A 15,110-nucleotide genomic window follows, 5' to 3' on the forward strand; every position below is an offset into this window, starting at 1 on the left:
TGCAACGGGCGGGCGGGCAGGCGCGCAGAGGTGTCTGTTTTCCAAATATGCAAAACTGGCCTATTAAGCCTTCCCACCGTTGCATATCCGATGTGCCGGTTTGAAAAATCCAGGCGCAGGACCAGTTCCTGGCCGGACCTGTTGTTGGTAGCGAATGCGTATCCTCTATCTGATTAACAGCCTCAATGGTGGCGGGGCGGAACGGCCGCTGCCCGCCGTGATCGGGCTGATGCGGGCCTGCGGCCATAGCGTGCGGGTGGTGGCGCTGGCACGCAAAGCGGGCAACGCGATCGCATGGCTGGAGGCGGCGGGCATCGACTACCACATCGTGGATGACCGGGACCCCGAACGCTTTGCCTCCCTGTGGCAGACCATGGCCTATGTCCGCGCAAACCGGCCTGACCTGCTGTGGACATCACTCACACGCGCGACCCTGTTTGGCCAACTGATCGGCAGGGCTTTGGGCATACCGGTGGCAAGCTGGCAGCACAGCGCCTTTCTCAAGCCCGCCAACCGCTTCCTGCTGCGCCGTACGCGCAACATGAGCGCCTTCTGGGTTGCCGATTCCGACTTTGTGGCCCGTGTTACCCAAAGGCAACTGGCCGTACCGCCTGAGCGTATCTGCACATGGCCCCTGTTCGAAGCGAACGCGGCCGCACCTGTCGCCACCCCCTGGCAGGGGAAGAAAGATGCGGTTTTCCATATCGGCTCCCTGGGGAGGCTGGAGCCTGAGAAAAACATGGAACTGCCCATACGCGCCATGGCGGTCATACGCGAACGCATGCCTGAAGCCCGCATCCGCCTTTCCCTGTGCGGTAGTGGTTCACAGATGGCGCATCTCAAGGCGCTCGCGGCGGGGCAGGGCGGGGCGGACATAAACTTTGAGGGCTTTCAGCCCGACCCGCTGGCCTTCTGTCGCAGGCTGCATGTGTATGTGCAGCCCTCGCATTTCGAGGGGCTGTGCATTGCCGTGCATGAAGCCATGCAGGCCGGGCTGCCGGTCATCGCAACACCCGTGGGCGCCATTCCCGACATCATCCGTGACGGGCAGAGCGGCTTCCTGCTTGCGCCTCCCACACCGGAAGCCCTGGCCGAACGGATCCTCCATCTTTACACCAACCCCGGACTGTGTGCGCGTACCGGCCAGCAGGCCCGCGCCGAAATACTGGAGCGCTACGCGAAAGACAGGATCGAGACGATGGCCCGCACCGTCATCCACCGCGCGGAAAGGCTGGTGCAAGCATGGCACCATTCCCCTGCACGGGGGGGATGACACATCATCTCCCTTCCGGTGGGTATGGAAGATCAGGTAGAAGGGCTGGGTGAATACGATCCAGAATCCTCCCTCCGCAGAGTCCCGGCAAAAGGACTCGCTTCTTGGTGTCTCGCAGCGCCTGCCGCCTGCCAACGTGCAGGCGGAGCAGGCACTACTGGGTGCATTGCTGACCAATAACCGGGCCTATGACCGGGTTTCGGACTTCCTGACCGGCGCGCATTTCGCCAATGAGGTCAACGGTCGCATCTATGATGCCATCTCGCGCCGCATCGAGGGCGGCCAACTGGCTGACCCCGTAACACTGCGCGCCGAATTCGAAAATACCGGCGTACTGGATTCCGTGGGCGGCACGGCCTACCTGGCCAAGCTGCTGACATCAATGGTCGGGATCATCAACGCCGCCGATTATGGCCGCGTGATCCATGATGCATGGATCCGTCGGCAGTTGATCGATATCGGGCAGGATGTGGTCAACAACGCCTTTGGCGCCCGCCCGGAACTGGATGGCCCCAACCAGATCGCCGCCAGCGAGGAAGCACTTTTCCGCCTTGCCACCGAAAAGGGACAGGATGGCGGGTTCATGTCGTTTGACCGCGCGCTGGCCGATGCGCTGGAAATTGCCCAGCAGGCTTTCAGCCGTAGCGGTGACGTGGTGGGCCTGACCACTGGCCTGCGCGACCTGGACAAGAAGACAGGCGGCCTGCACCCGTCTGACCTGCTGATCCTGGCCGGCCGCCCGGCCATGGGCAAGACGGCGCTGGCCACCAAGATCGCCTTTTCCGCCGCGCGCGCCATCATGGAAGAAGCGCGTGATGCCCCGCCGGATGCCAAGCCAAAAGGGTCGGTCGCCGTCTTCTCGCTCGAAATGTCAGCCGAGCAGTTGGCAACCCGTATCCTGTCCGAACAGGCCAGCGTATCGGGTGAAAAAATCCGTCGTGGTGATCTGGGGCAGAAGGAATTCGACCGTTTTGTGCAGGTCAGCCGCGAACTGGCCCAGCTGCCGTTGCATATTGATGATACACCCGCCATCAGCCTGTCCGCCATGCGCACACGCTGCCGCAGGCTGGCACGCACCAAGGGGCTGAGCCTGGTCGTGGTCGATTACCTGCAACTGATGCGGCCATCAGTGGGGAGCAGGGCGGAAAACCGCGTGCTGGAAATCTCCATGATCACGCAGGGGCTCAAGGCGCTGGCCAAGGAACTGTCGGTACCGGTCATCGCGCTGTCACAGCTATCGCGCCAGGTGGAGAGCAGGGAAGACAAGCGCCCCATGCTGTCGGACCTGCGTGAATCGGGATCGATCGAGCAGGACGCCGATGCGGTGATGTTCGTCTATCGTGACCAGTATTACCTCCAGCAGCGCCAGCCCAAGGAAACGTCCTATGATTCACAGGACAAGTACCAGACCGCGATGGAGGAGTGGCAGCGCAAGATGGACCTGGCGCACAACCGCGCGGAACTGATCCTGGAAAAGCAGCGTCACGGACCGACAGGGACGGTGCATCTGTTCTTTGAAGGCGAGTTCACGCGTTTTGCCGACCTGGACATGGTTCACGACGTTTAACAAAAATCTGTAAACACGGTGCGGTCGGCAGTCGGCGCACCGTGTGTGATATTATAGCCACAGCATGTGGTCCATCCCACCATACGCCAGATGGGATGGCCAGCGTGCATAAAGCTGCACAGAAATATGGGACAATGCGGCGCAGGGAAGCCGGATGACTGGAACATCACTCCTCTCCCCCGTACCATCAAAAGTTTTATAAGAAATATTATGCCAACAAAATTACGTGGGAGGATGGAATGCGATACAATCCGATCCATTTCGCCACGTTCCTCAATGGTCAATCCGGTCCATTTCCGCCATCATCGTCGCCATGACTGACACGGCGCTCGCATCCATCTGCGGTTTTGCTTTTTCCGGTATCGAGGCCATTCCGGTCAAGGTCGAGGTCCAGCTTTCCGTCGGCCTTCCATCCTTCCTGATCGTTGGGCTGCCCGACAAGGCCATCAATGAATCGCGCGAACGCGTGCGCGCGGCACTGTCTGCCATGGGACTTGCGCTGCCGGCCAAGCGTATCGTGGTCAACATGGTACCTGCCAACCTGATGAAGGAAGGCTCGCATTTCGACCTGCCCATCGCATTGGCTCTGCTTGTGGTCATGGGGCTGCTTTCTGGCGATATGGCGCAGCGTTACGCCGCACTGGGCGAACTGTCGCTTGATGGCGGCGTAAACCCGGTCTGTGGCGTGCTGCCCGCTGCCATGACGGCATGCGCCCTGTCGCTGGGCCTGATCTGCCCGGCGGCTCAGGGCGTGGAAGCCCGCTGGGCCAGTGACAGGATGGATATCCTTGCCATCCGCTCCCTGCCCGAACTGCTCAACCATTTCCGTGGCCAGCAGGTGATCGATCCCGTTGAACTTCCTACCCGGCTGGATACGGACCTGACCGCCCTACCCGACCTGGCTGACATACGCGGCATGGAAACCGGTCGCCGCGCGCTGGAAATCGCGGCGGCCGGTCGTCATTCGCTGCTTATGGTCGGCCCGCCGGGGGCTGGCAAATCCATGCTGGCGGCCCGCCTGCCCGGCATCCTGCCCGACCTGACCACGGCGGAAATGCTGGAGATCAGCCGTATCCACAGTATTGGCGGTCTGCTCAAGGATGGGCAGCCTGTCTCGCGTCCGCCCTTTCGTGACCCGCACCATTCCGCAAGCCCGGCGGCACTAAGCGGCGGCGGGGCCCGCGCGCGGCCTGGTGAGGTCAGTCTGGCGCATCGTGGCGTGCTGTTTCTGGACGAACTGCCGGAGTTTGCCCGCTCCGCACTGGAAATCCTGCGCCAGCCGATGGAAACGGGGTCCATCTCCATTGCCCGTGCGGCGGCCCATGTCACCTACCCTGCCCGCTTCCAGCTTGTGGCGGCCATGAACCCGTGCAAATGCGGCTATCTGGGCGATGCAGCACAGGAATGCCGCAAGGCGCCACGCTGTGGCGAGGATTATCAGGCCCGCCTGTCCGGCCCGCTTCTGGACCGACTGGACATGGCCGTGCATGTCGAACCTATGCCACTCGCCCGCATTGCCGAACCACAGGGCGGTGAATCCAGCGCCATCGTGGCCGCGCGTGTGATGGAAGCCGTGCTGCGCCAGCGTGCCCGCCAGGGTGAAGCCCGCAATGCCGAGGCCCCGATTGATGATTTCCGCATTACCGCCCCCGCGCGTGATTTTGCGGTTCAGGCCGCCGAGAAAATTCCGCTTTCCGCCCGTGGGTTTGTCCGTCTGCTGCGCGTCAGTCGCACTATAGCCGACCTTGCGGCCAGCGCGGACGTGGAGCGCGCCCACATTGCCGAGGCCCTGATCTACCGTATTCGCCGTCCGGGCCGAAAATAGCGCAACCGACCTGTTTTCCCCCTTGCGTCCCTGCCGCTGCTGGACTAATAAGGCCCCACCGAAGCGGATGGGTGCGTAGCTCAGCGGTAGAGCATCGCCTTCACACGGCGGGGGTCACAGGTTCAATCCCTGTCGCACCCACCATCCGGTCTCCTCTTAAAATAGATGTGACACGCAGAGCGTAAAAAGCCTGAAGGTGCCCTGCCCTTGGCTTCTGGTGCCAGAACCTGCCATCAACACGGTCTGTAAATCGTAAAGACGTTTTTGGTGAAGCATTTTTCAAAAAGCTTCAGGGAATGCCTCTTTTAAAAAAGGCAGCACTCAGGACGTAGCCCCAAGGGCATCGCGGCACTTCACGTAGGATAGCTTGTCCTGAAACAGGAACAGCACGTAATAATCCAGCGTCCGGCGCCGCTTGCGGGTGGGGTTGGTATAGAACGGAAACACGTCGAACGGCCCATCATACCCCTCCGGCACCGGGTCGCGCGCGCTGATGCAACGCACGCGGAACAGCGGGGCGTAAACGGTGGCATCCGAATCCGTGCGGCGGACATGGAACAGATTACGTCGGAACTTGCGCAGGCGCTCGGGCAGGACAAAGATCAGGTTCTGTTCAAGAAAATTCTGCGGTGGGTTGCGATCGCGCAGGTATTTCATGTCCTCGGGCATATCACAGAAGAAATTGGTGTCCTGAACAATCATTAAAAGCTCCGGTCCCCTCCCGCTTACACCATAGCTGGCCTGCACACAGGCCGCATTCAGCGCATGATCCACATGTCCTACCCCCATATGGACATTGTACGGCAGTTTTGCAGGGGGTCAGAAACCGAACATGTGATCGAGTGAAAAGCGGCCTTCGCCTTCGTCATGCCGCCCATGGTAGCCAAACAGGCGGCATGTCGTATCACGGATGATCACATACCCCCCAACACCCGCGCGCTGCAGGGCAGCCTGGCCAAAAATACGCTCGGGCTGGATCAGGCGCGAACCTGACATGGGGATGGCGATCTTCTCACGCGCAATCACCTCCCCATTGGCACCGTGCAGGTGCAGCGACGTATCCGACACCCGATGCCAGCGATTGGAAACGGGATAGATGAGCGTGCAGAAGCTGTACGGCTCCGTGCAGGCCGCGGTCAGGAACAGCCGCGTGCTCAATCCCGGCGGGGAGCCGGCATAGGATTGCGGCTCCCCCCGATAGGTCATGACGGTATTGAAGATGTGCGAACCGAAACTGGTTTCAGCCACATGGCCGCTCTTGCGGTCCTCATAGCGGATCAGGGCATGCAGCCAGCCATCGGCACTGCCGCCATCACGGAAATCATAGAGCAGTTCGGCATGGCCACCCTGCCCGGCCAGTTCGCCCACATCCATCACCGTGGCATGGTCACGCGCAAGGCAGCCCACGAAATGCGACCCGGTGCCCCTGCCCTCCGTATCGAAACTGTCCACCCTGACCGGCAGCGTGGAGAGACCTTCCGCCATGGGCGATGGCAGCAGCAGCGTGCGGTAGCGCGCCGGGTCGGGAACGGGAAAAGGCAACAGGTAGCCACGCCCGAAAAAACGCGGGTCCAGCTTTTCAATATGCGGGTCGGGCCTAAGGTCGGCACGCTGCACGTTCAGGTGGGCGATACGTGTGCGGCCGCTGCGCGTGACTTCGTAGCGCGGACGGACAACATGGCCACCGGCACGGAATTCAATCTGTTCGGGCCAGGTCAGGCCCGGCAGCATATCGCGCACGTGCACGGCCAGGGTCTGGTACGGCGCAAGATCACGCTCAATAGGCACCAGTGTGTCATGCCCCATGCGGTTGAGGTGCATGCTGCCCGCCGGTATGGGCAGGGCATGGCTGTTCTGGACCCATAGCACCACGTCCTCTCCCCCGGCGGGTGCGGGCAGGTTGGCATAGCGGTTGGCGGGCCATGCATTGGCATCATGGGTTACGGAAAGGCTGGTATTGTCTCCCTTACCGCGCGTCTCCAGCGCGTATTTGACCACATCGTGGCCTGCAACGCCCTGCGCGTGGATAAACAGTTGGCCGGTAAAATGCGGCAGATCAAAGCACTGGCGGATCTCGGCGCTGTCAATGATGATCGCCTGACCTTCTCCCGGCATGTCCTGCTCCCATGTATGGAGCACCTGCCCGTTCGCATCGAACAGCCGCAGCCACAGCCTGACCGCCTGCGCACCGTAACGCGCCCAGTAATTGGCCGTGACCAGACGGGTGGAAAAATCGGCGCTTTCACGGAAAAAGGCCAGATTGGTGGCAAAGTTCAGCCGGTCCAGATACGCATGCCCGACCGAAAGCATGTGGGCAGGCAGGCGTACCGGTTCCAGCGTGTACAGCGTGGCTGTGCGCGGCAGGAGCGTGGACAGGCGCGAGCCCATGGCTATCTGGCTGAAATCAAGCGCCCAGACCGCGCGTACCGTGCTTTGGTCCAAATCCGCCACGGGCTGCAGCACATGTCCCGCGCAGTCATGCCCAACACGCAGCGTATCATGCGTATAGATCCCCGCCACCGTGAGGGGACAGGGCAACAGCGCCAGCAGTGTATCGGCCATGCCATGCGGGTCATACAGCGCCACAGGCCCGACGCTGGCCAGTTGATGGGCCAGTCCAGCCAGCTTCTGCGCCGCCAGCGGATGTGTCAGCGCCTTGTAGGCGGTGTTGCCACCTGAACGCGGGTCAAAGGTACGGATGCCAAGCATGAACCTGTCTTATTCCACTCTCGATGTCAGCGGGAAGGTTATCTTCAAGGAGCTACAAGGCCAAGGTGCGCACGTACCGCTTCGGCCGCCATAAGCGTATCATCAAGCGGCGTGACCGGCCATGTTTCCAACCGCCCGGCGAAGGGACGGATGCGCCCCACCTGCTCCAGCTCCCGTAAGAACAGTCCGATGCGGCGCGAACGCCCCGGCAGGGCAGCCACCATGACCGGGGCAGCCGTTGCCACGGCTTCCGACACCATGGAAACGCTGTCCATCGTCACCACAATCGCATCCGCGCATGCCAGCAGCCCAAGATAGGGGTTGGGGCCGGACTGGTCCCATATCCACGAATCCGGGCCTGCCAGCGCATCGTGCAATTCACGGCAGACCTCCGGCGCGGTGCGGCGCGAAGGGGTCAGGGCAATGCCAACCTGGTCGCGGCGCATCATGGTGGCAAGGCTGACCGCCAGTGCAGCCCCCTCCGGCCTGCCCAGCCGGAAACGCCCGTTCCCCCCCCCCACCAGTACCGCCACCAGCGGGCGTGGCAGATGGGCCAGACGCGGCCCCCATTCCACCTGCGCCTGCGCCAGCAACTCCGGGGTTACGCCATGTAAGGCCGTACGGGTCAGGATCACGTTCGGCCCCGCGATCCGGTCATGGCGGTTGGCAATGACCAGATCGAACCGCCCCGGCGGCAGGCGCGGGTTCTGCACCTGTATGACCGTAGCCCCTTTCCGGCGCAGCGCCGCCCCCACCGCCCCCCCGCTGCCGCCTATGCTGATGACAGGGTGTGCCAGGCTGTCCAGCCCCAGCGGCTGGATGGCGCGCAGGGGGCTGGGCCACCACGCAGCCGGGACATGCCGCCACAGGCCGCGCGGAACCAGGGCGTACAGGTGCGGCTCCAGCCCCACACGCCGTGCCAGGCCAAATGTCTGCGAACGCATGCCGGCGAGGTCTGCTGCAATGATGGAGGCGGGGCATGGCGGTGCTGTCATGCCCCCATGTGGCGGGATGGGAACAGGGGCGTCAATGCCCTGCCTCTTTTGTCCTGCCATCAGGCGCGCTAAGGGACAGCAATGAGCGAGACAGAACCGACATTTTCCGCCATGGGGCTGGATGGCCATGTGGTAGCCGCCCTGGCCCGGATGGGGTTGCAGACCCCCTCCGCCATCCAGAGCGCGGTCATCCCTCCTGTCATGGCAGGGCGGGACGTGGAGGCCCGCGCGGGCACGGGCAGCGGCAAGACCGTGGCCTTCGCGGCCCCCATCATCTCCACGCTGGCGGCGCAGGCAGCCGATAACAGCCGCGTGCGCTGTCTGGTCCTGTCCCCCACGCGAGAACTGGCGGGGCAGATCGCAGGTGTACTGCGTGGCCTTGCGCGGGGTACCGGACTACGGGTACTGCAGGCTACCGGCGGCACCGCGCGCGTGGCACAGGCCCGCACACTGGCGGACGGGGTTGCCATCGTCGTCGGCACGCCGGGGCGGGTAAGCGATCTTGTCCATGGCGGTGAACTGGGTGTGTCGGCCATTGGCTCCTTCGTACTCGATGAGGCCGACCGCATGCTCGACCCCGGCTTTGCCGAAGAAATGCTGACCCTTGCTGCAGTCCTGCCGCCAAAACACCAGACCCTGCTGTTCTCCGCCACCATACCGCCCGCCATGGCGGAACTGGCTACCCGCCTGCTGCACCGCCCTGAGCGTATCAGCATGCAGGTGGAAGACGCGCCCACGCCCCGCATCGCACAATACGCCATTTTCGTGCCCATGCGGCACAAGGCGGAGGCCACGCTGGCCTGTCTGCGACAGTACGGCATGCAACGCGTGATGGTGTTTGTCCGTACCCGGCAGGAAGCTGACAGCGTGGCGCGCGCCATCTCAGCCCTGACCCCTGCCATTGCCATTCATGGCGAGCATTCACAGGCAAAACGCGAACGCATGCTGCGTGACTTCCGCCAGGGGCGCGTGGGCGTTCTGGTGGCGACTGATGTGATGGCGCGTGGCATCGATATTGATGATGTAGCCCTGGTCATCAATCACGACATCCCCCCCTTGCCCGAATCCTATGTACACCGCATTGGCCGCACCGCGCGCGCGGGGCGCAGGGGCATGGCGGTGGCGCTGTGCGCGCCAGAGGAACGCCTGGCGCTCAAGGAAATCGAACGCCTGACGGGCCAGCGCATCCGCATTGCCAGCCTGCCGGAATAGAGGCTGGACAGACACGGTCGTGGATTTGTCATGCCCGCGCCGCTCCGCTGGCCTTGCCGTGGGGTGAAGGCTGGCTAAACTGCATTGCATGATCACACGCCACGCCCTGCACCCTCATGCCCCCCGGCATGACAGACGCGGCACCCCCCGCGCCGTGCCGCACGCGACATGACAGAAGGGCCGGACAATACGCCGCTGCCAGTGCGTGTTGCGCGGCCCACCACCTTTCTTGACCGCCTGCCCCCTCCGCCCTGCAGCCTGCCACGGTGGGACATCGGTATTACGCCCCCCGATCTTTCCCCCTGGCTGGACGGGAATTGTGGCATTCCCGGTGTCATGCATTACGAAGGGCGCAGGCCGGGGCCGCATGTGGTCTGTGTCAGCCTGATCCACGGCAACGAATTTTCCGGTGCCATCGTGCTCGACCACCTGTTGCGCGCGCGCATCCGCCCGCGTGCGGGGCGGCTGTCTTTTGTCTTTGCCAACCCTGCCGCCCTGACACTGTTCAATCCCGACGATCCGGTCCGGGCGCGCTGCGTGGATGAGGACATGAACCGCGTCTGGTCACCCGATATGCTGGAGAGTAGTCAGCATTCACACGAACTCGCCCGCGCACGCGAACTGCTGCCAGTCATCCTGACGGCGGACAGGCTGCTGGACCTGCATTCCATGTTGTGGCCGGGCGACCCGCTGCTGCTGTCCGGCCTGTCACCTGCCGGGCGGCGCATGGCGCGGCGCGTACGCGGGGTGGACATATGCGTGGCCGACCGGGGTCACAGGAGCGGGTGCCGACTGATCGACCACCCGCGCTTTACCGGTGATACGGCGGCGGCCTGCCTGCTGGAAGCGGGGCAGCACTGGCAGCAGGCAACCGTAACCCGCACCATGCAGGCTGTGCTGTCCGTAATCGGGCCGTGCTGTGGACTGCCGGAGGGTAATGAGGGACCGCTACCATGCCACAATATGGTAGTCACCAACGTCGTGACCGCACGCACGGGGCAGTTCCGCTTTGTCCGCCCCTTTCATGGGGGGGAAATCCTGCCGCTGGCCGGAACCGTAGTGGCGCATGACGGAGGTGACGAGATCCGCACGCCCTACGCGCGGTGCATGCTGGTGATGCCAAACCTGCGCCCGGCACGCGGCCATACCGCCGTGCGCTTTGCGCGCGCAGATGCGGGCACTGGCGGCCTTATCCCGGCATCGTGATCAGAACGCGGAAACTGCTTTTGAATCAGCCTGCACGACAGCGGAAACTGTGATGAAAAAACAGCCGTAAAAAAATGCCGCCTTTTTAAAAGGCGGCACCCAGAAACCTTAGTTTCTGTTTATAAGCACGTTATTCTGGCACATGCGTTCAGGCATAGATGGGGAAGCGGGCACACAGCGCCTTGACGCGCGCATGCACGGCCTGCTCCGTCTTTGTGCAACCTTCCTGGCCTTCGCTTTTGGCAAGGGCAGTCAGCACTTCGTCAATCATCAGGCCCACTTCGCGGAACTCTGCTTCACCAAAGCCACGTGCCGTCGCCGCCGGGCTGCCCAGGCGGATGCCCGACGTCACAGCCGGTTTTTCGGGATCGAAAGGAATGGCGTTCTTGTTGGCGGTAATGCCCGCACGCTCCAGTGCCCGCTCGGCCGCGCGGCCGGTCACGCCCTTGGGGCGCAGGTCAACCAGTAGCAGGTGGCAATCGGTGCCACCGGTCACAATGTCAAAGCCACTATTGACCAGCGTTTCGGCCAGAACGCGGGCATTGTTCGCCACCGCTTCCTGATAGGTGCGGAAGTCGGGGCGCAGCGCCTCGCCAAACGCCACGGCCTTGGCGACAATCACATGCATGAGCGGACCGCCCTGCAGGCCGGGGAACACGGCGGAGTTGATCTTCTTGGCCAGGTCCGCGTCATTGGTCAGGATCAGCCCGCCACGCGGCCCGCGCAGGGTCTTGTGGGTGGTGGAGGTAACCACATGCGCATGCGGCACGGGAGAGGGGTAAAGGCCAGCCGCCACAAGCCCCGCGAAATGCGCCATGTCCACCATCAGGTAGGCACCGACCTCATCGGCAATGGCACGGAAGCGCTTGAAGTCGATGATACGCGGATAAGCGGAACCACCGGCCACGATCAGCTTCGGCTTCTCGGCACGCGCAAGGCGTTCCATTTCCTCATAATCCAGCAGGCCGTCCTGCGCGCGCACGCCGTACTGCACCGCATTGAACCACTTGCCCGAATAGTTGGGGGCGGCACCATGGGTCAGGTGGCCACCGGCGGCCAGACTCATGCCCATCACGGTATCGCCCGGCTTCACCATGGCCATGAAGGCCGCCTGGTTGGCATTGGCGCCCGAATGAGGCTGCACGTTGGCGAATCCGGCACCAAACATCTGCTTCACACGCTCAATGGCCAGGGTCTCGACCTTGTCCACTTCCACGCAGCCGCCATAGTAGCGACGACCGGGATAGCCTTCGGCATACTTGTTGGTCAGCACGCTACCCTGAGCTGCCATCACGGCGGCGGACACCATGTTTTCGCTGGCGATCAGTTCGATGCCGTCACACTGGCGGACCTTTTCCGCATTGATGATGGCGGCCACATCGGGGTCGACTTCGGCCAGAGGAGCGCGGAAAAACTGCTTGAGGTCAGTCTGGCTGATAGGATCCGGCACCGTCATGTTTCTCCATTCATTGGATCGGCTGTCATTTCCGGGTAGGAAGGCGGATATGACACATAGGGGACAGGCCTGCTATGTGCGCCATATCGTGGCGGTTAGACAACGCCAAAATGACGGAACCGGACTGATTTGACTGTTATGGCAACTCTCCATCCAACGCAGGATACCCAATGAACGTACTGACCAGGCACGGCCTAGCGCATGCCCTGCTGCGCAGGCTGCCTGCCAACGCCCCTGCGGATAATGCCGGACTGAAACGCGTGCTTGGCCTCGGTAGCCTGATTGCCCTGGGCGTGGGGGCCACGATCGGGGCAGGACTGTTCTCGCTTACCGGCATTGCCGCGGGCAGCAACGCGGGGCCTGCCGTTATCATTTCCTTCGCGCTGGCGGCGGTGGCCTGCGCGTTTGCCGGGCTGTGCTATGGCGAACTGGCGGGCATGATCCCGACTGCGGGCAGCGCGTATGTGTATGCCTATGCCGCGCTGGGCGAACTTGCGGGCTGGGTGATCGGGTGGGACCTGGTGCTGGAATACACTGTAGGCGCATCGGCCGTATCGGTCAGTTGGGCACGGTATATGCGCTCCCTGCTCGATGAGTGGGGCATCCACCTTGCTCCCCGACTCATGGCCTCCCCGTTCGAGGTGGTGGGCATGATTGATGGCAGACCCGTGCATGGCATCGCCAACCTGCCCGCCGTGTTCATCATCGTGGCGATCTCGATGCTGCTCATGCGCGGCATCGCGGGTTCGGCGCGCATGAACATGCTGGTCGTCATCATCAAGCTTACGGTCATCGCCGCCGTGATCGGCTTTGGCCTGCCATATATAAAGGTCGCGAACTACACGCCCTTCATCCCGCCCAATACCGGCACGTTCGGACAGTATGGCCTGTCTGGCATCCTGCGCGCGGCGGGCACGGTGTTCTTCGCCTATCTGGGGTTTGACGCGATCTCTACCGTCGCACAGGAGACCCGCAATCCCGGCCGTAACATGCCCATCGGCCTCATGGCCAGCCTGGCCATCTGCACGGCGGTGTATATCACGTTCTCCTTCGTGCTGACGGGTCTGGTCAATTACCACGCCATGATTGGCGATGCCGCCCCTGTGGCCACCGCCATCGACCAGACACCCTTTGGCTGGCTGAAGGCCGCAGTCAAGCTGGGCATCATATGCGGGTTCCTCTCGGTCATACTGGTCATGCTACTGGGGCAAAGCCGGATCTTCTTCGCCATGGCGCGTGACGGGCTGTTGCCGCCCCTGTTCTGTCGCACCCATGCCGGATGGGGTACCCCCGTGGGCTGTCACCTGTTCTTCATGGTGGTAACGGGCGTGCTGGCCGCGTTCCTGCCCATTGAACAGCTGGCGCACATGACATCGATCGGCACATTGCTGGCCTTTGTTATCGTGTGCGTGGGCGTCATCGTGCTACGCCAGCGCGAGCCTGAGCGGCCGCGCGTGTTTCGTGTGCCGGGGGGAGCCTTCATCCCGCTGGCCGGAATTGCAAGCTGCCTGGTCATGATGGTCTCGCTGGACGGGCTGACCTGGCTGCGACTGGTAGGCTGGCTTGCCATCGGCATGGTAATTTACGCAAAATATGGCATGCATCACAGTCGGCTGGCGACAAGACAGGGACAGGACATGCCTGCCATGCGGCCCACGCCCTGATGAAGGGCGGGTTACCGGATCATAATTTGGCATAGGGTGCCTGCGCAATCATAGTCGCCCCTTACCCTGTATGGAGTTGGATTGGATGAGTATCGGTCAATTTCCCCACGTAAGGCTACGGCGCAACCGCCGTGACCGCTTTACGCGCCGCCTCGTATGCGAAAACACACTTTCGACCGATAACCTGATCTGGCCGATTTTTGTAACAGAGGGAACCGGCTCGGTCACCGATGTGGCCTCCATGCCCGGCGTGCAGCGTGTCAGCCTTGACCGGCTAGCAGCCCATGTGGAACCGGCAGCACGGCTTGATATCCCGGCCGTGGCCCTGTTTCCCATCACGCCCCCCGGACTACGTGATGAAGCCGGAACCGAAGCCACCAACCCCGACAACCTGATGTGCCGCGCGGCAAGGCTGCTCAAGAAGGAATTCCCAGAAATTGGCCTGATTGGCGACGTGGCGCTGGATCCCTATACCAGCCACGGCCATGACGGACTGATCGAGGGTGATTACGTGGTCAATGACCCGTCCGTTGCCATCCTGTCCACACAGGCAGTGAACCAGGCTGCTGCCGGGATCGACATCATCGCCCCATCGGACATGATGGACGGACGCATTGGCGCCATCCGCACAGCCCTTGATGCGGGCGGTCTGGTCAATACCCGCATCATGTCCTACGCCGCCAAATACGCCAGCGCCTTCTACGGTCCCTTCCGCGATGCGCTAGGTTCAGGCGGCCTGCTGAAGGGGGACAAGAAAACCTACCAGATGGACCCCGCCAATAGCGACGAGGCACTGCGTGAAGTTGGCCAGGACCTGCTGGAAGGGGCCGACATGGTCATGGTCAAGCCTGGCATGCCGTATCTGGATGTGATCCAGCGCGTGCGACAGGAATTCTCGGTACCAACCTTCGCCTACCAGGTCTCGGGGGAATACGCGATGCTCATGGCCGCGATCCAGAATGGCTGGCTGGACCGTGACCGCGTGATCCTTGAAAGCCTCATGTCCTTCCGTCGTGCGGGTGCGAATGGGGTACTGACCTATTTCGCGCTTGATGCCGCCCGCCTGCTGCAGGCCTAAGGCCGTGCAAAAGCACATGGATGCGACTGGATAGTTGATGCCTGCAACCAGAGGAATATGATAACCGTATAGGACATGGGCAGTCCGTTTTTTCCATTTACGGGGCTGCCAGTTCCTGTTTCCCG

General features: G+C 62.6%; 11 protein-coding genes and 1 tRNA gene. 8 read left to right on the plus strand and 4 right to left on the minus strand.

All coding sequences use genetic code 11. The features are described from left to right. Positions 1-154 precede the first annotated feature (154 nt). The 4 genes from GLX_RS03140 to GLX_RS03155 all read left to right on the plus strand — a co-directional run bounded on the left by GLX_RS03140 (position 155) and on the right by GLX_RS03155 (position 4,809). Positions 155-1,273: a glycosyltransferase family 4 protein gene (locus GLX_RS03140; protein WP_014104583.1), complete on the plus strand. Its 1,119-nt coding sequence runs from the start codon at positions 155-157 to the stop codon at positions 1,271-1,273. A gap of 49 nt (positions 1,274-1,322) precedes the next feature. After that, positions 1,323-2,840 carry a replicative DNA helicase gene (locus GLX_RS03145; protein WP_014104584.1) on the plus strand — a complete coding sequence of 506 codons (1,518 nt, stop codon included), beginning with the start codon at positions 1,323-1,325 and terminating at the stop codon, positions 2,838-2,840. Positions 2,841-3,153: 313 nt separating this feature from the next. Beyond that, positions 3,154-4,665 carry a YifB family Mg chelatase-like AAA ATPase gene (locus GLX_RS03150; RefSeq protein WP_014104585.1) on the plus strand — a complete coding sequence of 504 codons (1,512 nt, stop codon included), beginning with the start codon at positions 3,154-3,156 and terminating at the stop codon, positions 4,663-4,665. A gap of 69 nt (positions 4,666-4,734) precedes the next feature. Beyond that, positions 4,735-4,809 (plus strand) — tRNA-Val (locus GLX_RS03155). A gap of 177 nt (positions 4,810-4,986) precedes the next feature. Here GLX_RS03155 and GLX_RS03160 read toward each other — a convergent pair. From GLX_RS03160 to GLX_RS03170, 3 genes are all read right to left on the minus strand, one after another. Next, positions 4,987-5,367, minus strand: coding sequence for a hypothetical protein (locus tag GLX_RS03160; RefSeq protein WP_041247134.1), 381 nt, complete (start codon positions 5,365-5,367; stop codon positions 4,987-4,989). A 117-nt stretch (positions 5,368-5,484) separates the two neighbouring features. Then, a complete protein-coding gene (locus GLX_RS03165; RefSeq protein ID WP_014104587.1) occupies positions 5,485-7,374 on the minus strand; it encodes a hypothetical protein in 1,890 nt (629 codons plus the stop codon). 44 nt (positions 7,375-7,418) lie between these two features. After that, positions 7,419-8,369, minus strand: coding sequence for a mitochondrial fission ELM1 family protein (locus tag GLX_RS03170; protein WP_041247135.1), 951 nt, complete (start codon positions 8,367-8,369; stop codon positions 7,419-7,421). 81 nt (positions 8,370-8,450) lie between these two features. Here GLX_RS03170 and GLX_RS03175 point away from each other — a divergent pair, with 81 nt between their 5' ends. Both GLX_RS03175 and GLX_RS03180 read left to right on the plus strand, forming a co-directional pair. Next, on the plus strand, positions 8,451-9,581 hold the full coding sequence (locus GLX_RS03175) for a DEAD/DEAH box helicase (protein ID WP_014104589.1): 1,131 nt from the start codon (positions 8,451-8,453) through the stop codon (positions 9,579-9,581). 168 nt (positions 9,582-9,749) lie between these two features. Beyond that, a complete protein-coding gene (locus tag GLX_RS03180; RefSeq protein WP_014104590.1) occupies positions 9,750-10,787 on the plus strand; it encodes a M14 family metallopeptidase in 1,038 nt (345 codons plus the stop codon). A 148-nt stretch (positions 10,788-10,935) separates the two neighbouring features. Here the strand turns inward: GLX_RS03180 and glyA are convergent, their stop codons facing one another. After that, positions 10,936-12,225, minus strand: a complete 1,290-nt coding sequence (gene glyA, locus GLX_RS03185; RefSeq protein ID WP_269448820.1) for a serine hydroxymethyltransferase — start codon at positions 12,223-12,225, stop codon at positions 10,936-10,938. 188 nt (positions 12,226-12,413) lie between these two features. Here glyA and GLX_RS03190 point away from each other — a divergent pair, with 188 nt between their 5' ends. Next, entirely contained in the window at positions 12,414-13,907 is a 1,494-nt protein-coding gene (locus tag GLX_RS03190; RefSeq protein ID WP_014104592.1) for an amino acid permease, read from the plus strand. An 85-nt stretch (positions 13,908-13,992) separates the two neighbouring features. Then, positions 13,993-14,985 (plus strand): porphobilinogen synthase, encoded by a 993-nt coding sequence (gene hemB / locus GLX_RS03195; RefSeq protein ID WP_041247136.1) that lies wholly within the window; start codon positions 13,993-13,995, stop codon positions 14,983-14,985. Positions 14,986-15,110 lie beyond the last annotated feature (125 nt).

The sequence above is a fragment of the Komagataeibacter medellinensis NBRC 3288 genome (assembly GCF_000182745.2).
Taxonomy (GTDB): domain Bacteria; phylum Pseudomonadota; class Alphaproteobacteria; order Acetobacterales; family Acetobacteraceae; genus Komagataeibacter; species Komagataeibacter medellinensis.

Excerpts from the sequence above, each read along its gene's own strand:
- GLX_RS03140 (WP_014104583.1), top strand. The coding sequence starts at position 155 with ATGCGTATCCTCTATCTGATTAACAGCCTCAATGGTGGCGGGGCGGAA.
- GLX_RS03150 (WP_014104585.1), top strand. The coding sequence starts at position 3,154 with ATGACTGACACGGCGCTCGCATCCATCTGCGGTTTTGCTTTTTCCGGT.
- GLX_RS03160 (WP_041247134.1), bottom strand. The coding sequence starts at position 5,367 with ATGATTGTTCAGGACACCAATTTCTTCTGTGATATGCCCGAGGACATG.
- GLX_RS03165 (WP_014104587.1), bottom strand. The coding sequence starts at position 7,374 with ATGCTTGGCATCCGTACCTTTGACCCGCGTTCAGGTGGCAACACCGCC.
- GLX_RS03170 (WP_041247135.1), bottom strand. The coding sequence starts at position 8,369 with ATGACAGCACCGCCATGCCCCGCCTCCATCATTGCAGCAGACCTCGCC.
- GLX_RS03175 (WP_014104589.1), top strand. The coding sequence starts at position 8,451 with ATGAGCGAGACAGAACCGACATTTTCCGCCATGGGGCTGGATGGCCAT.
- GLX_RS03180 (WP_014104590.1), top strand. The coding sequence starts at position 9,750 with ATGACAGAAGGGCCGGACAATACGCCGCTGCCAGTGCGTGTTGCGCGG.
- GLX_RS03190 (WP_014104592.1), top strand. The coding sequence starts at position 12,414 with ATGAACGTACTGACCAGGCACGGCCTAGCGCATGCCCTGCTGCGCAGG.
- hemB (WP_041247136.1), top strand. The coding sequence starts at position 13,993 with ATGAGTATCGGTCAATTTCCCCACGTAAGGCTACGGCGCAACCGCCGT.